The organism is Alteromonas sp. ABH4_453 (assembly GCF_056160665.1).
In genome coordinates this window covers 84,405-104,300 of sequence record NZ_JBSWXP010000010.1, presented here as the reverse complement: position 1 = coordinate 104,300, position 19,896 = coordinate 84,405, and the positions used below count along the sequence as shown (strand labels likewise).

Annotated in this window: 19 protein-coding genes; 3 read left to right on the top strand and 16 right to left on the bottom strand. The window is 44.9% G+C overall.

What is annotated here, in order from left to right; genetic code table 11:
• Positions 1-57: 57 nt before the first annotated feature.
• The 6 genes from ACXAGV_RS18150 to ACXAGV_RS18125 form a co-directional block, all read right to left on the bottom strand.
• Positions 58-891 (bottom strand): class II glutamine amidotransferase, encoded by an 834-nt coding sequence (locus ACXAGV_RS18150; RefSeq protein ID WP_474874436.1) that lies wholly within the window; start codon positions 889-891, stop codon positions 58-60.
• Positions 892-1,121: 230 nt separating this feature from the next.
• Entirely contained in the window at positions 1,122-1,505 is a 384-nt protein-coding gene (locus tag ACXAGV_RS18145) for a nuclear transport factor 2 family protein (protein ID WP_474809605.1), read from the bottom strand.
• A gap of 345 nt (positions 1,506-1,850) precedes the next feature.
• A complete protein-coding gene (locus tag ACXAGV_RS18140) occupies positions 1,851-2,147 on the bottom strand; it encodes a hypothetical protein (RefSeq protein ID WP_474874435.1) in 297 nt (98 codons plus the stop codon).
• Positions 2,148-2,299: 152 nt separating this feature from the next.
• Complete coding sequence (gene yiaA / locus ACXAGV_RS18135; RefSeq protein ID WP_474874434.1) at positions 2,300-2,770, bottom strand: inner membrane protein YiaA; 471 nt, start codon at positions 2,768-2,770, stop codon at positions 2,300-2,302.
• Positions 2,771-2,780: 10 nt separating this feature from the next.
• Positions 2,781-3,590 (bottom strand): DUF2145 domain-containing protein, encoded by an 810-nt coding sequence (locus ACXAGV_RS18130; protein WP_474874433.1) that lies wholly within the window; start codon positions 3,588-3,590, stop codon positions 2,781-2,783.
• Between the two features lie 7 nt (positions 3,591-3,597).
• Positions 3,598-4,002, bottom strand: a complete 405-nt coding sequence (locus ACXAGV_RS18125; RefSeq protein WP_474874432.1) for a hypothetical protein — start codon at positions 4,000-4,002, stop codon at positions 3,598-3,600.
• Between the two features lie 131 nt (positions 4,003-4,133).
• On the opposite strand from ACXAGV_RS18125, the gene ACXAGV_RS18120 reads away from it, so the two are divergent.
• A complete protein-coding gene (locus tag ACXAGV_RS18120; RefSeq protein WP_474874431.1) occupies positions 4,134-4,868 on the top strand; it encodes a helix-turn-helix domain-containing protein in 735 nt (244 codons plus the stop codon).
• A 50-nt stretch (positions 4,869-4,918) separates the two neighbouring features.
• Here the strand turns inward: ACXAGV_RS18120 and ACXAGV_RS18115 are convergent, their stop codons facing one another.
• From ACXAGV_RS18115 to rutA, 9 genes are all read right to left on the bottom strand, one after another.
• Positions 4,919-6,418 (bottom strand): NCS1 family nucleobase:cation symporter-1, encoded by a 1,500-nt coding sequence (locus ACXAGV_RS18115; RefSeq protein ID WP_474874430.1) that lies wholly within the window; start codon positions 6,416-6,418, stop codon positions 4,919-4,921.
• A 289-nt stretch (positions 6,419-6,707) separates the two neighbouring features.
• Positions 6,708-9,026 carry a TonB-dependent receptor gene (locus ACXAGV_RS18110; RefSeq protein ID WP_474874429.1) on the bottom strand — a complete coding sequence of 773 codons (2,319 nt, stop codon included), beginning with the start codon at positions 9,024-9,026 and terminating at the stop codon, positions 6,708-6,710.
• A gap of 270 nt (positions 9,027-9,296) precedes the next feature.
• Positions 9,297-10,787: a CoA-acylating methylmalonate-semialdehyde dehydrogenase gene (locus ACXAGV_RS18105; protein WP_474874428.1), complete on the bottom strand. Its 1,491-nt coding sequence runs from the start codon at positions 10,785-10,787 to the stop codon at positions 9,297-9,299.
• 19 nt (positions 10,788-10,806) lie between these two features.
• A complete protein-coding gene (locus ACXAGV_RS18100; protein WP_474874427.1) occupies positions 10,807-11,337 on the bottom strand; it encodes a flavin reductase in 531 nt (176 codons plus the stop codon).
• Positions 11,338-11,359: 22 nt separating this feature from the next.
• Positions 11,360-11,980, bottom strand: coding sequence for a malonic semialdehyde reductase (locus ACXAGV_RS18095; RefSeq protein WP_474874426.1), 621 nt, complete (start codon positions 11,978-11,980; stop codon positions 11,360-11,362).
• Positions 11,981-12,076: 96 nt separating this feature from the next.
• The gene (gene rutD, locus ACXAGV_RS18090) at positions 12,077-12,913 is read right to left on the bottom strand and encodes a pyrimidine utilization protein D (protein ID WP_474874425.1); all 837 of its coding nucleotides are present in this window, start codon (positions 12,911-12,913) and stop codon (positions 12,077-12,079) included.
• A 58-nt stretch (positions 12,914-12,971) separates the two neighbouring features.
• On the bottom strand, positions 12,972-13,355 hold the full coding sequence (gene rutC, locus ACXAGV_RS18085; protein ID WP_159120466.1) for a pyrimidine utilization protein C: 384 nt from the start codon (positions 13,353-13,355) through the stop codon (positions 12,972-12,974).
• A gap of 216 nt (positions 13,356-13,571) precedes the next feature.
• Complete coding sequence (gene rutB / locus ACXAGV_RS18080; RefSeq protein ID WP_474874424.1) at positions 13,572-14,303, bottom strand: pyrimidine utilization protein B; 732 nt, start codon at positions 14,301-14,303, stop codon at positions 13,572-13,574.
• On the bottom strand, positions 14,303-15,391 hold the full coding sequence (gene rutA / locus ACXAGV_RS18075; RefSeq protein WP_474874423.1) for a pyrimidine utilization protein A: 1,089 nt from the start codon (positions 15,389-15,391) through the stop codon (positions 14,303-14,305). The genes rutB and rutA overlap by 1 nt, the downstream gene beginning before the upstream one ends.
• 309 nt (positions 15,392-15,700) lie before the next feature.
• On the opposite strand from rutA, the gene rutR reads away from it, so the two are divergent.
• Positions 15,701-16,375, top strand: a complete 675-nt coding sequence (gene rutR, locus ACXAGV_RS18070; RefSeq protein WP_474874422.1) for an HTH-type transcriptional regulator RutR — start codon at positions 15,701-15,703, stop codon at positions 16,373-16,375.
• A gap of 93 nt (positions 16,376-16,468) precedes the next feature.
• Positions 16,469-16,687 (top strand): VF530 family protein, encoded by a 219-nt coding sequence (locus ACXAGV_RS18065; protein WP_474874421.1) that lies wholly within the window; start codon positions 16,469-16,471, stop codon positions 16,685-16,687.
• On the opposite strand, the gene ACXAGV_RS18060 is transcribed toward ACXAGV_RS18065, so the two are convergent.
• The gene (locus ACXAGV_RS18060) at positions 16,680-19,844 is read right to left on the bottom strand and encodes a glycoside hydrolase family 2 TIM barrel-domain containing protein (protein ID WP_474874420.1); all 3,165 of its coding nucleotides are present in this window, start codon (positions 19,842-19,844) and stop codon (positions 16,680-16,682) included. The two genes, ACXAGV_RS18065 and ACXAGV_RS18060, sit on opposite strands and share 8 nt — an antisense overlap.
• Positions 19,845-19,896 lie beyond the last annotated feature (52 nt).

The window sequence follows — 19,896 nt, the reverse complement described above, 5'->3', positions numbered from 1 at the left end:
AGCGCCGGCTTTTAAAGTGCGGGGCCGGTAAAGTTACTCTGACCCCACAATTCGTGATTAGTCGTGAAGTGACGGGTCGGGCGCTACCATCTCGGCTTCTTTTTTGTGTTCAGGGACATCTACTTTACCCGAGGCTATGACTTCGCCTTCCTGCCATAGCTTCCACTCACCCCGTTCGTAGATATCCCACTGTTCATCGTTGGTTAGCGGTTCAGTAGCAATAATGCTCACTACATCTTTTGGCGTGGTTTCAGCTGCAAAATCAATTTCCACCTCTACATCACTCAAACAAGCGGGGCCAAAAGGTGCTCTGCGGGTAATGCTAGCTAACTTTGTACTACAGAACGTAAATAACCAGTCGCCATTGCTCAGCAAGCAATTGAATACACCTTGCTGAGCGTACTCCTTTGCAAGTGAAACTAACGTTTCAGCTAACTGCTCAGGCATAGCGTCTCGTGGAAGGTTTTGCCTAACGTTATTCATAATATCGCAGAAAAGCTCTTCGCTATCTGTATCCCCTACCGCTTCATAAATACCTGCTCGACGTGAGAAGTTGGGTAATTGCCCATTATGTGCAAACACCCAATAGCGCCCCCACAGTTCGCGAGTAAAGGGATGCGTGTTAGCTAAGTTAATGTTACCCACATTAGCCTGACGAATATGGCAAATCGCATTCTTGCTTTTTATAGGCAACTTCGAAACAAAATCAGCGATGGGTGATGTGGCGCAAGGCTCGGGATCGTGAAACATACGCACGCCCTTACCTTCGTAAAAGGCAACGCCCCAGCCGTCCTTATGCGGCCCGGTTTCACCACCACGACGTGTTAACCCGGTAAAGCTAAAACATAGGTCAGTAGGAGTGTTCGCACTCATGCCTAAAAGTTCACACACAGCGTTTATTACCTTTAGCAGTTGTTTCATTAAGTACGTCGAGAATACGCAACCTCTCGAATTGAATCAATTCGACATTGGTGTTGAAAAAGGCGTTTAGCTTCGAGTCGGAAGTATTTGTAGATAAGTACGTTAAGCTTGCGCATGGACGCTCTGTCTTTGAAATCATAGAAAAAAGCGAGCGATTTGGGAATATAACGTGGCGCCACAATTTAAGCTGCTTTTGTTTGTTAAAACATGGTGTTGCTATGTGCTAATTGCTCTGGCACATCTTGAATTACGTCCCAATGTTCAACGATTTTTCCGTTTTCTAGACGAAAAATATCCATGACCGCATGTCCTCTCTCTCCTGGAGTGAATACCCAGTGTGCATGAACACTCACTAAATCCCCCTCGCTCAGCATTCGTTTAATCTCGAAATGGGACTCTGGATATGTGGAAAAGGTTTCCTTAAAATTCTCTATAAAAGCGTGTAATCCGTCTTTAACATTTGGATTATGCTGTATATAGTAATCTCCGAGACATCTTTCGGCCCCTTCATCCACTCGATGTTGATTAAATACTAGCTCTATAAAATCTTTCACTACCTTCTTGTTTTGCTGAAGATCAGTCATTTATTACCTTCTCTAGTTCAAAATAAACTCCATGTAAGGAGAACAGTGCAAATTCAACAGCTTTTTCTACCCTAGTGAAACATCTATTTGGTAATTCTCAGAGCATCAAAAAGATCACATATGATTTCAAATCAATGATGACCTACAAAACGTAACTGACCTGGGTAGTAAGAGTTTGAAGCCTCAATAGGTTTCACTCAAATGTGTTGGGAATGGATAAGAACTAATAGATTGAAGATGAATTTAAAGAAACACGGAAAGGTCAACAACGCTGGGCTAACGCATGTCTTATGACATAATTAAAGCCGCGCGCAAAAGGAAGTGCGCTTTATGGTCGTCTAAATCTTACCAGTCGATTGAGATAACAGGGCGTGATGTGCTGCTGCAAAATAGTTGGCAAATAGATGCATAGATAAACGGTGTTTCACCTAATAAATGCGGGTTTGAGAGCAAGCTTCCAGCACGTTTAATTCGATGTTTTTCATAGGCTTTAGTGCTAATTCCTCGACCTATGCTGGTTACGGTTGCAGCGCTTCCATTAAGTAGACTTTTGATGCACGCCGTGACCGCATTTAGACGCGTTTTATGCATATTGTAGCTGACAAGCGTAACGACTTTGTTCACAATAGATAGGGCATTCATGACTGTTTGACCTCGGTGAAGTTTGGCGATTGATATGATCACCAAACGTCATGAATGTTCATATCTTTTTTATCTCACTGATATCGTTAAATTATTTGTGGGGATACCTCAGACCCCGACCCCATTAATTTAATGTACTCTGGCCCCATTTTTTAAGCGGCTTTCACTTTGGGAGAGTCTTCGTGCTCAGTAGCGCTGCTTTGAGTATCGCTTTTTGTGTTGCGTGACTCATCTGCAGTTTGGCTATCACGAACGTTCTTCTGCACCGTAATAGCGGCAAAGAGGCTTAGAGTGAAGGCCATGCCGAAGAAGCCTTTTTCACTTAATAAAAGCTCAGCATTTAATAAGCCAATTACCAACAATACGATGGCTGATGCAGTAGCTACAGCTGATGCAAGGAAGTATGCTTTGGTCGCTGGCACACCTTCCATTTTATCGCGTACCGTTTTTTGTAAGCTCACTACAGAAAACAAGCCAAATAACATAATAGTGAAGTAATAACCTTTTTCATTAAGGGCCATAGGCGCGTTGTACAAGCCTATGAAATACGCACCTACGCCTACAATTAGTGCTGCTAGCGATGCGATTCGAAACGCTTTAGTGGGTTTATTCATGTTTAGCATAGTAAAACTCCTAAATATTCTCTATTTGACCCGTGTGGGTAAACGTAACGGCCTTGTTTGTTAAATCGTACTTTTGCATATAGCGAGCAAGACTTCCGAAGGTGGTGGTTTCTACTTTGCGACCGTGATCTGACAAAGTTACGCCATCGCTGAACATACTTGCTAAGCCAAGTTTCGCGCGGCTCATATTTACTTTTTGTGGCACAAAATGGGCCTTAGCATTTACCTTTAGCTGCGCAATATCAGTGGTTGAATAAATTGCTGCGTTTAAAACATCAAGGGTGTATTCCGTGCAGTTTTGACGTTCACTATTAAACGGGTTTGCCACTACGGAATAGCGAGAATTGTGAAGCAGCTTAGCTTTGTCATCGCGATATAGATTCACTAACGCTTGCTGTACCTCTACTGAAGGAATTATTATTCCTGCCTCTAGCGCATACGCGCCCCAGAAGAAATCTACAGGATAGTCGGTAATCAAATGACTTTTGCCCTGCTTTTCTGCGTCTTGATATAAATTGTGTATGGCATAGCCCTTAGCCGTATCGCCATTGCTTAGCTGGATACTTGAGTAAATAGCAATAGCGGTATGAGTAAAGCGTATGCCTTTCGGCATATCCTCAATAGGTCTGCCACGTCTGGCAATAATAAATGCCCGGGCCCCTTCAACTGCCGCATACTTTTCCACATTCTTTGAAAAAGTAGCGATCGCTTCTGGCGTAAAAGTAGGCTTACCGTGCTGCTGACTACCCGCGTATACGTCATGAATACCAGACATCAATAGTACAAGTGTAAACCCGATTGAAGTTATGTAGGCTTTCATGTCTAACCTACCGCTTAGTATTAGTTGTGGTCGTGATCACTTTGGTCTTAGTACTAACCACTTGGTTTGGAGCTGGATCAGCGGTAATAATGGTTTCGGTTATCACCAAAGGTTGGTTATCCGCCACTGAAGACTGATGGCTAGCCTGATGAAGGTTGCGAGCACTTGCATTCACGGCGCTTTCTACCACCGCGCTTCCGGCTACAACCACACTCCCGGTCAATACCACAGGTACTGCCACGACTGCACTTGCTACCGAAGCGGTTGTCGCCAAGCCTTCAGAGGCAGCTAATGCACTGTGCTTACTGGCTTTGCCGCTATGATAAAAAGAATCATCTGCCATTGCAGAATGGGTAAGAAGCGCACTACTTAATAGTGCAGTTAACATCAATGTTGAACGTGTATTTTTCATATCACTTGCTCCTAGTTTGTTAAGACAAGATGTGTCTGAACACTTTCCACACTAGAGCCAAGAATAAATTTCGTAAACCAAAATGATTAATGTAGTATTAAATTACACCACAAGTATAAAAAAGTAATACCGTGAGCCAAATCAGCCTTGTGTACGACACCTTGAAACAATGCTTACGGGAACAGCGACTTACCTATAAGCAGCTTGCAGAAGCGCTTGATGTTAGCGAAGCAAGTGTAAAGCGTAACTTTTCGTTGCAGGCATTCAGCCTTGATAAGTTAGAGCAGATTTGTGAATGCTTAAATTTGTCATTAAGCGATTTATTTAGCCTTTCACAAAAACAGCAGGAGAAAATTTCGCAGCTGTCTGAACAACAAGAAATGGAGCTGCTTGCTAACCCTAAGTTACTGCTTGCCGCAGTGTGTGTAAGAGACGGCTGGCGCTTTTCAGAACTCATTGAACATTACGATATTGATGAAGTTGAAGGCATTAAGCTAATGACTACCCTCGACAAGCTTAGGCTTATCGAACTACTGCCGAACAACCGCTATAAGCTGCTTATTGCCCAAGACTTTAGGTGGATCCCTGGCGGCCCGCTAGAAAAATTTATGGAACAGGAAGTTATGGTGAAGTTTATGGACCCAAAGAAAAACGAACCATGGATGTTTCGCTTTTACTTACGAGGTCGCTACTCACAAACCTCGGTTTCTATTATTCAGCGGCGCTTAGAGCAGCTTAGGCAAGAAGCAGCTAAGCTCAGCAGTGAAGATAATGATTTACCGATAGAAGAGCGCCAGCATGTAGGTTTACTAATGGCAATGAGACCATGGGAGCCTTCGCTTTTTGAAAACATGAAGCGAAAATAGAAGCAGTGGGGTCAGAGTACATTTCATGGAAAAGTACTCTGACCCCATAGCTAAGAGGCGCTTCTTGCCTGCATGGTAATTGGTACTCTGTTGGACAGCGTTAGGTAAACGATACTGGCGATAATTAGCCCCACGAACCACGCGTAGGCGTAAAGGGTATCGAATATGGCGGGTACACTGTCTACAAACCCTGCCGCGTGCATAAAACCGGGTATATTAGGCAAAATTCCAATAACTAGTGCAGCTACTCCCGCCATGTTCCAACCGTTGTTCGCACCGTATTCGCCAGAGTGTTGAAACAGCGCATCGATGTTTAACGTCGATTTTCTTAAAATGAAATAGTCGGCAATTAGAATACCTGCGATTGGGCCGAGAAGTGCTGAATATCCCGTAAGCCATGTAAATAAATAACCACCCGCGGTTTCAAGCAGCTTCCAAGGGAAAATAGCCACACCTATCCCCGCGGTAATATAGCCGCCCATTCTAAAGCTAATTTTTGAAGGCGCCATGTTCGAAAAGCCATACGCCGGAGCAACCATGTTGGCGGCTAAGTTTGTAGTTAAAGTAGCAAGCGCTAAGGCAGCCAGTGCAAAGACCACGCCCATGCCGCCCATTCTGCCAGCAAGCGCCACTGGGTCCCAAATGGCTTCTCCGTAAATGGTTACAGTTGCAGAGGTAACCACTACACCGATGAAGGCAAACAACGCCATAGGTAACGGCAAGCCAATAGCTTGCCCTAGCATTTGATCTTTTTGAGATTTAGCGAAACGGGTGAAATCGGGGATGTTTAATGCCATGGTTGCCCAAAAGCCCACCATAGATGTAAGGCCTGCGAAGAAAGCAGACCAAAATTGGCCTTCTTTAGCTCCACCTTCCACAAACTGCGATGGCGTAGATAACATAGCGCCAAATCCACCGGCATTGATGTATGCCCAAGCAAGAAGCGCTAAGCCCATTAAGATCAAAAATGGTGCAGCAAAAGTTTCAAGCCAGCGAATAGATTCAGTACCGTGTTTAATAAAAACTAAGTGCATTGCCCAAAAAGCAAAGAAGCACAGAGTTTGGGTAATATCTATACCTAAAAATGGCAGCGCCTGCCCCACAAAAGCGTCGCCGCTCACGCTATTTAAAATAACGTATATCGCGCTGCCACCCACCCATGTATTGATTCCAAACCACCCGCAGGCTACAAGACCGCGAGCCAGAGCAGGAATCTTCGCGCCTTTGGTGCCAAACGCGCTACGCAGTAACACAGGAAAAGGTAAGCCGTATTTAGCGCCCGCATGACCAATTAACATCATTGGTACCAGTACAATAACGTTGCCTAACAGCACGGTAATCACCGCCTGGTACCAATTCATGCCTTCAGACACTAGGCCGGCAGATAAGAGGTATGTAGGTACACACACCACCATAGCGACCCATAATGCCGCATAATCTTTCCACCCCCAGGTTCTTGTTGCTTTACTGGTTGGCGCTAAATCTTCGTTCCATAAATCGCCATCGTAATGGGAAGGTTTTGTCATGGGTTGATTGTTGGTGTTATCCACGATCTCTTTCCTTGTTGAGTTTGTAGTGCGCATAGTGACATCTAACAAACGTTGCTTATTGATAAAAAGTCGCTCTTCGCGAAGTCTTTTACTTACGTTTAGCTTATTACATGCAGCGTCTTTGCCTGGCAGACTAAAAGAAAAGCAAAAACACTGCCGTTTCGCGTGCTTTGATAAAACAATACCTACATACCGTTTTGTACTTTTTAGTATCTCGGCTAGCCACGCGTATTTTTTGGAGCTAGTAATGCGCTTTATTCAATAGGAATAAAGCGCATTTCTACTCAAATTAAAAATTACGCCTTACTGTCACGCCATATGTCCTAGGCTTCGCATAGGAAATTTGGCTGGTCCCATAAAAGCCCGTCACGTCAAAGCCAATCAGTTCATGGTCAGAGTCAAACAGGTTATCTACATAGGCAGCTAGACTCCATTTATCCTCAGCGTCAACCCAGGTTAAACGCGTGTCGGCAGTGGCGTAGCTATCAATTTGATGAGCGGTAAAATTACGCGCGTTGTGAAAGGTTTCTGATTGATAGCTAGCTGACAATTGCGCTGCCATATTGCCGTTAAAGGCACCCCAGTTATAGCGAAGCATGGCGGACGCCTGATATTCGGGGGTAAATGGCGGCGTAGTATCGGCAAAGTAACCTGAAGCCACTTCTAAGTCTTCAACCACAGCATCGGTATACGAGAAGTTAACCATTACGTCTAAACTATCTGTCGGCGTTAAAAATACCTCAAGCTCTACCCCACTAAACGAAGCCTCTTCATTCGTCACCACACCGGCATTATTTACCCACGAAAAAGACTGGTAATCGTTGTAGTCATAGTAAAAGACGTTGGCATTAAACACGCCGCTTCCCTGCATAAAGCTGTGCTTCAAACCTGCCTCATAGGAAGTTAGCTCTTCAGGTTCATAAAAGCTGAACCCTCCGAATAAGGGCGCATTAAAACTCCCCGCTTTTACGCCACGATTAATTCCCGCGTAGTACAAACTATTGCCAATGCTGTATTCCAACTGTAGCTTTGCCGACCATAAGTTTTGATCGTTACTTTGCGAAAGTATTTCCAAAGAAGACGTACTGGTGTCAATCTCAATCACTCGGTCATCGGTATTTTCATTCTGATACACGTTACCGATGAAATCTTTGCTCTCTCGGGTGTAGCGAAGCCCGCCTACTAATACCAAATCATCCGTTAAGCTGTAGTCAAGTTGCCCGAATGCAGAGTATGACTCGGTTTCAAGCGCCACTAAGGTATTGTTTTCTTCACCACCTAAGAAGAAGGTTGTGGGCGAACCTGCTAGGCCTTGACTATAATCTGTGTCGATAGAAAGGTAATAAAGCCCCCCTACCCACTTTAAGTCTGCAGTTTCACCTGAAAAACGAAACTCTTGGCTAAACTGTTCGATGGTGCTATTTGACTGGAAGATAAGTTCAGGAGACGCCGTTTGGTCAGAATCAAGACCAACCGTACGTTTGAATTCTTTATAGTCTGACATCGCAAAGAAATCGAACTCTTCGAAGGCATAGTCTAGTGTCGCCGCTAAGCCTTTTGACTTAATTTTGTTTTGATCGTCAAAGGCAAAGTCTTTATTTACCTTATTGCCCGAACCGTCAGGGTCAAAGTTACCGTTAAAGTCACCACCTTGCACAGGGCGAAACGGGTCACCATTGAAGTTACCGTCCACGCACACGCCTGCCTGAATAGTGTCACATCCTAGAGGATCGTCGGCTGCGAAAATTACATCTATCACATTGCCCGCGGCATCTTTTACTTCTGTGGTATTCACCACCTGATACGGGCCTTCACTTTTGGTGGTATCAGACCAGTTACCGCTTAGAAGTAACGAGCCTTCCTCGCCAATATCAAACATCAGCTGAGCACGAAACGCCTTAGTATCGTCGTTGTAGCCGTCTTCACCACCGCCTACTGAACCCAAGCGCGTATCGGGTGCTGCACCGTCTTCATAAATATTCTCGAGTATTTCACCTTGCTGATTGGTAAACCCAGAAAATCGGCCATAAATGCCGTCTGCTATTTCCCCGGATATTGCCCCTTCAAAACGATATTGTTCGAAACGGGCTGCGGTAAACTCTGCATAGCCCTCGGTGTTGGCGGTAGGTTTTTCGGTAATAGTATTTACCAGCCCGCCCGTGGCGTTTCTGCCAAATAATGTTCCCTGAGGGCCTTTTAAAATTTCGATGCGAGCCACATCGAATAAGCCAAAGGTTTGTGCTTGGGTACTTGCTAAATATCCGCCGTCCACATAGACCGCCACCGGCGCTTCAGCCAAATCGGCGTAGTCGTTTTGCACCACGCCTCGAATATTGAAAATGGCGCGTTGGCCGCCAATGTCCCCGGCTAACGACACGCCTGGGGTAAAGGCAATAAGCTCGGTACTGCTTTCAAGACCTAGCGCCTCTAACTGCTCCCCTGAAAAGGCGGTGATTGCGATACCCACATCGCTTATATTCTCGTTGCGCTTTTGCGCGGTAACCTCAATACTTTCCCAAACATTTTCTGCAGCAAAGGCCGCTGGCGCACTTAACGCCATAGCTACGGTTAACGCCAGCAGACGCTTGTGTGTGTTTAACGTATGCATGTTTTACTCTCGTTTATAGTTCTTTTAACAAGCCTTGCGGCGGTGTTGTCCCGATATTTTTATAAGAGTAACTGTCGACGTGAACTGCTTATCGATTGCCACTTAAGTGCAAACCTAAGACAGGACTGGAGAGGTACTGTCAAAGGTTTGCGAGTTTAAATTGTTATAATTAATGGCGTAGCTTTTTATACCTACCGCCAGTGAACATTGGCCGTTTTATCTAAAGGCATTAATACACTGGTAGCGTGTAAGTGTTTATTAACTTGTTAGTTAACTAGGAAATGAAAAGCTGACTCCTTCTCTAACTCCACTTGAAGGCCAACGTTGGGTAATAGTTTTGCGCTTGGTATAAAAACGCACGCCGTCTGGCCCATATGCGTGAAGGTCGCCAAACAGTGAGCGCTTCCAACCACCAAAACTGTGATAAGAAACAGGTACAGGCAGCGGTACGTTTATGCCTACCATGCCCACCTGAATATTGTCGGAGAAATAACGCGCAGCTTCACCGTCGCGGGTGAAAATGCAGGTGCCGTTGCCGTATTCATGCTCGTCAATAAGCTGCATGGCTTGATCCATACTTTCAACGCGCATTACCTGTAATACCGGGCCAAAAATTTCGGCCTTATAACTTGTCATTTCAGCCGTGACTTTATCGATAAGCGTTGCACCTAAGAAAAAGCCAGTTTCATATCCCTCGACTGTGGGACTTCGCCCGTCAACGACAACGTTGGCGCCTTGCTCAGCTGCACTTGTTATGAACCCTTCTACTTTCTCTTTGTGCTGCTGAGTAATAAGCGGGCCAAAATCATTAGACGCATCGTCAAATGTCCCCACTTTCAAACCTTTCATCGCCGACTGCATCTTATCTACAATCTCATCGGCTATCTTGTCGCCCACGGCAACCACCACAGACAATGCCATGCAGCGCTCGCCCGATGAACCAAAGGCTGCGCCTAACAGTTGATTTACCGCGTTATCAACGTCGGCGTCAGGCATAACAATGGCGTGGTTTTTAGCCCCGCCTAGTGCTTGGCAGCGCTTGCCACTAGCATTGGCTTTTGAATAGATGTATTCGGCGATAGGCGTTGAGCCTACAAAACTTACTGCTTTAATGCGCTCGTCATCGAGTATCTGATCAACCGCTTCTTTATCGCCATTTATCACATTGAAAACACCGTCGGGTAACCCTGCTTCTTTCAGTAACTTTGCTAAGAAAATAGCGCAGCTTGGATCTCGCTCTGATGGTTTTAAAACAAAGGTGTTACCGCATACAATGGCGAGCGGAAACATCCAAAGCGGCACCATAGCCGGAAAGTTAAATGGGGTAATCCCTGCAACTACACCAAGGGGCTGAAACTCGCTCCAAGAGTCTATGCTTGGCCCAACATTTTTACTGTGTTCACCTTTAAGCAACTGCGGCGCGCCACAGGCAAACTCTACGTTCTCGATACCACGTTGCAGTTCGCCCGCCGCGTCGTGGCTTATTTTCCCGTGCTCCGAGCCAATTAGCGCGATAATTTCATCTGCGTGCTCTTCAAGTAAGCTTTTGAACTTAAACATAACGCGAGCCCGCTTGCTCACCGGAGTGTTTCGCCATTGTGGGAAAGCTTGCTGTGCGTTAACAATGGCTTCGTTTACGGTAGCCTTCGATGCCAGCAAAACCAGCTTCTCTGCTTCGCCCGTTGCTGGGTTATAAACATCTTGCATACGCCCTTTTGGGGTACAGGTTTCACCGTTTATAAAGTGGCCTACTACTTTCATTGGGTATCTAATCCTTCAGTTATGCGTCTTTGCACGCGCTGTGATAGCCGCGCTGGTAATATAAAAGTGCGTCGGCATCTTGGTCTTGTTTAATGTCTACTACCTGGCAAAAAAGCACATCGTGTGTAGCAACACTTTTTACATCTGTGATTACGCAATCAAAACTGACTGCGGCATTGAGTAGTTGAGGGCAGCCAGTTGCTGACTCGCCCCATTCGCCAATTTCGAAGCGTTCATTCATAGGCGCTTTACCACCAAAGGTGTTTGAAATTGACTGATGCTGTGAAGTTAGCGTGTTAATAACCAGATGCGTGCTGTTTTTAAATACTTTGTGTACAGAAGCATTGCGGTTTAAACACACCAGTAAGGTTGCTGGGCTGTCGCTTACGCTGCACACCGCAGTTGCTGTAAAGCCAGCGCGCCCTTCTGGGCCAGTGGTTGTAACGACGTTTACCGCTGCCGCTAAGCTAGACATGCCTTCACGGTATTGCTCAGGCGTAACAGGGGGAAGCACTTCTGTTACTGCGTTTTTTATTGCTGTAATAGTCATACAAATATCCTTTGTGTTGGCGTTACAATATTTGACAAGCTTGCTCGAAACTTAAGCGAGGCAAACGTTTGTGCACTTTCTTTCCATCGCCATAGCCAATGTTAAGTAAGAAGTTCACCTTCCACGTGCTATCGGAAAAGAATGTTTCGTTGAGTAATTTGGGGTTAAAGCCAGACATGGCACCGGCATCAAGACCGAGTGCGCGCGCAGCGCTAATGAGATAAGCCCCCTGCATTGAACTGTTTCGCATCGCGGTTTCATAGGCGGCTTCAGGGCTTGAAATAAACCAGCTTTTCGCATCCGCATAAGGAAATAGCGTAGGTAATTCTTCATAGAATTCTTCATCGTAAGCGACGATAACCGTACAAGGTGCGGTCATGGTTTGCTCTACATTACCGCTTGAAAGACAAGGCTTAAGTTTTTCTCGCCCTTCATCTGAGGTAATAAAAACAAATCTCGCCGGGCTGCAATTTGCTGATGTCGAACCTACCTTCACCAAGTCATAAAGCTGCTTTAGCACCGCTTCATCTATTTTTTTATCAAGCCATGTAGTGTGCGTGTGTGCACCGCTAAAAAGCTGGGCTAGACCGCTATCAGTAATAGGGCCTTTTGTTTCATATTCAGTTTTCTCTGATACCGTCATTTCTATATCTTTCCAGTTTTCAAATTGCTAGACAGCGTCTTAGCCGACTAGGTATTGTTTTGAGCGCTTTGTTCTGAGGCACTTACGTGTGAACAATTAAGCTATGCGCGCTAAGTATCCCAACACCAATTTATTAAATGCCTCAGGCACCGTAATGCTTGATGCATGACCGCCATATTCCATTACCGATAACTCTGCGTTAGGCATGGCATCAGCTAGTATTTTTGAACGCTGCCACGGCACCAAGGTGTCGTCTTTGTTGGCAAGCGCTAACGTTGGTGTAGTGATAGTTGCTAGCTTGTCATCGATATTGAACGCACTTAGCGCGCCGATACGAGCTAGCAAGTTATCTACATCGGGAAAATGATTAAGTAGATGCGCCTCTTCATCGTCTAAATGATGTGCATTAGCGGCTATCCAATCAGGTGGAAATAGCAACAGTGCTTGCAGCTGTAGGTACATGTCTTTTCTATCCGCAGCGAGTAACGCTTTACGTATATTAAAGCAACGTAGCGTGTGTGGATTGGGGCTACTCCATGCATTTACTAGCACTAGGCTTTGCAGTAGGTTGGGCTGAGTTAACCCTAGTTCTAAGCCCACCAGCCCACCAAGTGCATGCCCAACAAAATGACATTGCTGCACTTCCAGTTTTTTCAGTAGTGCAGCGAGTTCATTTGCCATATCAGAAATACGGTAGTTCGCTGGCAAGTCACCCACACTTTTGTTGGTTCCTAGCTGGTCGTAAGTGATCACTCTGTAGTCTTGAGTAAAGTCAGCCAGTTGGGGCTGCCAAAACTTAGCTGCCCCGCCTAGCCCTGAACTGAAAACAACCGTTGGCGCGTCGGGCGATGTCAATCCGTGAAGTTCGTAGTGCATGTCGTAATGCATTCCCTTGTGCGTATCAACTTCGCTTGTCTGCACGTTAGAAGGCATAAAGCTCACCTACATAAAACCAATGGGCACAGTTAATAGGAAGTCCAAACATAACCGCTTACCCAATGTGCGCTGTAGAGGCGATTTCAATTAAGGCTTCAGGCTTTACTAGCCCAACCTTAATGCAATAACGGGCTGGCTTTTCACCCGGGAAGTATTCGGCGTATACCTTGTTTACCGCGGCGTAATCGTCCCAATCGGTAATAAAAATTGAGTTGAAGGTGACGTCATCCATAGTACCGCCCGCTTCTTCAATAACGCTTTTTATGGTTTCTAAAACGTGTCGAGTTTGTGCTTCAGCATCACCTACATGCACTACGTCATTGTTTTCATCAAACGGCAAAGTGCCTGACACATATAAAATATTGTCCGCCATAGAGCCTGGAACAAAAGGGGCGATTGGCGTTGACGTACCTGCTGGAATAATGGCTTTCTTTGGCATAATTAAATTCCTATTCTTCTTTGCGCTTTTTACACAGTGTTCTTTGTAGTGCTTTAGCTAATTCGTTTTATTAAGGCGTTACTGCTTGCCTTTTTTTTACGGTTATTGGTTTTTCGCTTTTTAAGCTTTCTTTCCCACTTTTGAATAACGGCTTTGGGTTGAAGCTAAATGTTTTTTTGCTCCAAGTGCAGCGCGCTAACGTCTGGGCTTTGGAAACTAAGAAGACTTAAACACCTCACAAAATTGCGCGGTGGTAGACACCCAACCGAAAAACGTTTGTATATTGAAAAGTGACGCTTCGTGAATATCGGGCGGACCAGCTTGATATGCAGCATCAGCCAATACCACGCCAAAATATTCCAAGTGAAAGCCATCGCGCAGCGTAGACTCCACACACACGTTAGTGGCAATACCGGTGAACACTAAGTTGCGAATACCGCGGGCGCGCAGCATGCTGTCTAAATTGGTGTTGTAAAAGCCGCTATAACGGGTTTTAGGGATAACGATATCGCCTGTTTGAGGCTTTAGTGCGTCGACAAGTGCGTAGTCCCAGGTTCCTTTGGCTAGCAAACTGCCCTTTAACTCTGGCTGATTGCGCATAGTTTTAAGGGCATTAGATTTATACCAATTCGGCGAACCTGGGCCGCCAGCCTCTTTATAATCCGCATCCCAACCATTTTGTAAGAACACCACCGGCATGCCTGCAGCACGAGCGGTATCAAGCACCTTGACGGTATTTTCAATAACAGGCGCAGTAGTAGAGACGTCAAAACCCGCTTTGTCTAAGTAACCGTTTTTACTAGCATAAGCGTTCTGCAAATCCACAACTATCACGGCAGTTTCAGCAGGGTTTAAGGTTAAGGGTTCAGGTTTAGCAGGCAGTACGGGCTGCCCTGTTTGGCGTGCTTGAAAGCACCCTGACACTTCAAATACGTCACCGGCAGACATTAGGCAGCTCCCGATGTGCTAAGCAAGTGCTGACGGGATTTCATTAACGGCTGAATTTTAGTGCCGAAATCATCCATACCTTTAAGGAAGTCATCAAAGGTTAGCAATACACCTTCACAGCCTGGAACCGTCGCTATTTCATCGAGCATAGAAGCCACCGATTCATAAGAGCCAACCAGCGTGCCCATGTTCAGATTTACCGCTGAGGTTGGGTTGGTCATGTCGCGAATGTTGGTGTCTTTGCCTGACTTTTTGTCGGCCGCGCCCTGCGTTGCCATCCAATCTAACGCTGACTGATCCTTGCCATCTTTATAGCTTTCCCATTTAGCCATGGCGGCTTCGTCGGTTTCATCGGCAATAACCATGATAAGTACAGCAGAACCCACGCTGCGACCGTGCTTTTCAGCCGCTTCGGTTAAGCGCGCTGCGGTAGGAGCAAATGCAGTAGGTGTATTCACACCTTTGCCAAAACAGAAGTTATAGTCGGCATGACGAGCCGAGAAATCCATACCAGCCGCACTTTGGCCCGCACAGATAAGTGGAATTTTTCGCTGTGGTTTAGGTAGCATACGGCAGTCATCCATTTGGAAATGCTCACCTTTAAAGTCGCTTTTTCCGGTTTCCCACAGCTCTTTCACTACTTTGATGTACTCATCTAAATACTCGTAGCGGTTACCGAAAAATTCATCGCCCGGCCACATGCCCATTTGTGAGTATTCAGGGCGTTGCCAGCCAGTCACTAGGTTTACGCCAAAGCGACCGTTGGAAATAGAATCGATAGTACTTGCCATGCGCGCCATGATCGCAGGCGGCAAGACTAACGTGGCAGCTGTGGCATATAGCTGAATTTTTGAGGTAACGGCGGCAAGACCAGCCATTAACGTAAACGACTCTAGGTTGTAGTCCCAAAATTCAGTTTCACCGCCAAAACCGCGCAACTTGATCATAGAGAGCGCGAAGTCCATATCGTACTTTTCTGCCTTCATTACAATCTCTTTGTTGAGATCGAATGATGGTTTGAACTGAGGCGAATTTTTCGAAATTAGCCAGCCGTTGTTACCAATCGGAATAAATACACCTATATCCATGTTGTTCCCTCTGCTTGTATGCGTTTTAAGCGGTTAACCCCGCTTTTTTTAAGGTTGCCGAATTCAAAACATTGAAGTGGCGGTATACATAATGAACAGCATAAAGCAGGCCAATTTATTTAATATATTATTTTCAATAACTTAAATATCACAAGCTTTCAAGTTAGACCTCTCGGTTCAATTTGGAATACCCAGTCCAGTGCAACTGAACTTAATTGGTGCATATTTGTGCAAATGGGTTTATAGGTTAGAAAACTGCGCGTAAACTATGCGCCAGATTGCAGAAATCCGGTTAAGAAGAATTGAGTAGTGAGTAAATCTGAAGACCAATTAAGTACAAAAACAGCAAGAGCTTTTAGCCCTACAACCCAGAAAAGAAGAGAAAAGGCGCTTCAAGAAAAGCGTACCCGCATTATGGATGCTGCCCTTTCTCTGTTTTCAAAAAACGGTGTAAGCGGCACAACCGTAGAACAAGTATCGGAATTAGCGAATGTATCAAAGAGTAATTTACTGTATTACTTTAAAAGCAAAGATGGCCTTTACTTATCGGTAATCACTCACCTATTAGATGTATGGCTAACGCCGCTACAGAGCTTTTCTGCAGAACAAGAGCCCATAGCCACCTTAAATGAATACATTAAAGTAAAACTTGAAATGTCACGGGACAATCCTGCCGAATCTAAGCTTTTTTGTATGGAAGTAGTGCAAGGTGCGCCACTTTTAATAAAGGAATTGGAAACGCCGCTTAAAACATTGCTGGACACAAAAAGTGCCGTCATTAATGAGTGGATTAAGGTCGGAAAGCTAAAACCTGTCGACCCCATACACCTAATTTTTAGCATTTGGGCTATTACGCAGCACTACGCAGATTTCAGCGTGCAAATCAAAGCCGTAACAGGTAAAGATTTAAGCGATCCCGTTTTCTTTGAAAGCACGCTAAGCAACATTCAGCGCATTATTTTAGACGGGCTAAAGCCTGCGTAGCACCTTTTAGCAAAGTGGGGGTAGAGTAATAACTCTGCCCCCAGTGTTCGTGGTAAACTAGTAGGAAGGATAAATCAAAAACTGCAGCACGTTATGAATCAACAACCCAATAATCCCCTACACGGCTTAACGCTTGAGAAAATCGTGACACGACTTCATGAACAATACGGTTGGGACGGGTTGTATTACCGTATAAGAGTGAACTGCTTTAATAATGATCCATCCATTAAATCCTCACTCAAGTTCCTCAGAAAAACGCCGTGGGCTCGAGACAAAGTCGAAAAACTGTATATTCAGACCTTTATCAATTAAGCGCTATCTCGAACTGATAGTGATAGTCTCTCCATGGCAGCGTGTATTTAAACAGTGGCGGAGTCATCCATGAGTCTGTACCCGCAACACCACGCTGCTTAAAGTCAATATTAATAAAAGCATTCTGCTTAACCGGGATTTCATGAGGATGAAGTCCGGTTTTTTCAGTTGTGTCGTAATCCAGCCAATCTGTGTATTGCGCATTAAAGCCTATCAATGGCTTGCCTTTGAATGTAATAGACGGTGTCTCTGCATTACTTCTCTCAAAGAAACTTACTTCGTAAACATCCGCTCTGTGTCCGTTTTCTTGAGGCCTCACATAGTCATGACTTAAATCAGCAATAGACATTGAGTATTGTCCAAAAAAGGCAGAGTTTTTGCGATCCCAGTAATTTTCGTGTGGACCACGGCCAAACCATGACGCACTTTCATAACTATCGGCTAGCTGAAGGCGATAACCAATTCTAGGGAGCGCAGAGTAATATTGGTTTGGCGCGGCAAGAAACCAAACATCAATCAAAATATTACCCTTATCCGTCAAGGTGTATGTTGTGTGATATTCACTTTGTACGGTAGGAAAACGGTGTTTTGTTACAACACTTATTGCTCCGTTTTCTTCTTTTTCAGTTATAGAAATTAATTCAGCATGTTTAGCAACATCTATCCAGACCTTGCTTTTTTGCGGAAAGCCCTCTCCGAAGTCATTGTCGGTTGGCGCTCGCCAGAACCAGGGAATCATTGGCGTCTTTAATACTTCTTTTTCTTTCTTTTGTACTGAAGTAAGCCACCCCGTATTTTTGCTCACCGTGTACTCGCTATCTTCAAAGCGAAGTATCAGTGCATCACCTCTCTCGTCAATACTGCCTTGTGACTTAACAATCTCTTTTTCGTTATTTTTAAATGGTTGCAAGAGCTGTATTTTTGCAATCACATCCCCTTTTTTATGGCTAAGTGAATCTGATTTCTTAACAAAGTACAGGTTAGTATGATAAAGATTCTCGTTTTTCATCTTTGAGATATTAGGGATGGTTATTGTCGCGCTTTCGCCTGGTGGTATTGAGAGCGATTCAACTATTCCACTTTGAAGCACCTGTCCCTGCTCAAGCCTTTCCCATCTTAGAGCGACATCGTCGAGACCGGTAAAGTAACGACCATTTCTGATAAGAACTCTGTCAGCACGGGGAGAATCCCACTCTGCAAATATATTTTGATAAACGTGTTGCACCTCATAGGCATGAGGATGCAATTCTCGATTAGCGGTAAGAAGACCATTTGCAGAAAAGTTACCATCGTGATATTGACCTGCTTGCTCAAAGTCACCTCCATAACCTTGATACTCGATCCCTTCATTTGTTGTGGTGGTTATCGTTTGGTCTACCCAGTCCCAAATGAACCCGCCTTGTAACGCTTCATGTTTATAAATGAGATCCCAGTACTCTTTTAAATTCCCAACCGAATTTCCCATAGCGTGCTGATATTCACACAGTATCATAGGCCGGTCACTGCCTAACTCAACAAAGCTTTGCATGAGATCTAGCGAAGCATACATTTGAGCGTAAATATCGGTATGAGGACGAAGCTGCGCTTGCTCAAACATAATAGGCAGCGATGTTCGTTCTTTGAGCCAGTGATATAGATATTCAGTATTGTCGCCATCTCCACTTTCGTTGCCAGGAGACAACATCACGACAGAAGCATGGTTCTTACTCGCCTCATACATATTGCGGATACGATCTACATATGCGTTTCGCCACTGAGGCATGTTGACCATGTGATTTTCAGCATTATAGCTGTGGCCTTGATTCGCGGCCCCTACACCGTGTGACTCAATGTTCGCTTCGTCAACAAGATACATTCCATACTCATCAGCTAACGCATACCATAGGGGATGGTTCGGATAATGTGAGTTGCGCACCGCATTTATATTGAGCGACTTCATTAGTGTAAGGTCTTTTCGCATCGACGCTTCTGAAATAACGTGGCCAGTAAGCGGATCATGTTCATGACGATTTACACCTTTAAACAACACAGGTTTGCCATTAATCAGGACGTTACCTTCCTTCAACTCACTCGTCCTAAAGCCTGCTCGAAGCCAGACGACCTGTGTTACCTCTTCCTCTCTGTTTAGCAGCCTTAACCTGACCGAGTAAAGTGTGGGAGATTCATGGCTCCAAAACTGTACCCCTTTTACAACCGTCGACTGAACGATAGCTACGGACGTATTTTCTTGGATGCGAGTTGACTGGCTATCACTCAAAACCACACCTCCGTTTTCATCATAAACGGTGAAATCAACCACGCTATTACTGGCTTGATTTCCTACAATCGAAACCTCTGCTCCAAATAACCCATTTTGATAATCTGCAGTGGTCGTGGTGTTTAACTTGATATCTTGAATGCGTGTGCGAGGGGTCGCATAGAGATAAACATCTCGTTCAATACCATTTAGCCGCCACATATCCTGTAACTCTAAATAACTTCCATCCGACCATCTATACACTTCAATAGCCATAGAGTTCTGCTTGCCGGGCACTATAAATTCTGAAATATCAAACTCAGCTGCAGTTTTACTGTCTTGAGAGTATCCAACGTAGTGCCCATTCACCCACAGTTTAAACGCTGACTTTACAGCGCCTAAATAGGCAATAACTGTTTTTCCATTCCATTCTTTAGACACATTAAAAACACGTTTATATCGCCCTGTTGTATTGGTATCACGAGGGATCTTATTAACCGTCAGCGGATTTTCATCAGGTGCAAAATCAGCGCGCATATTAACGTAATTGGGCTCGCCGTAACCGTTTAAAGACCAATTTCCAGGTACCTGTATCGTACCCCAGTCTTCTGTTGAGGCGTCGTTTTCGTAAAAACGCGTGGAACCGGTAAACGGCGACGAAGACAATTGAAATTGCCAGTCTCCATTTAAGTTCAAGTAATTTTGGCTGTCCCATGGGGTGTAGACGAATTTATTCGGATCTTGAAAAAAAGAAAAAAAGTGTGACCGTGCTGGAAGACGATTCTCATGGACAATTGTTGGGTCTTCCCAAGGCGCTTGAATTTCGTCGCAGTGAAGGTGATGAGAGAATACGCCTAGAAACACAACAAAAAGCAGGGTTACTTTCCAAGGTAACGTACTAATTTTTTTATTTTTCAACACACGTCCTCTCCTTCACAATTTGGCAACCCATTATAGGTAAACGTTTACCCTT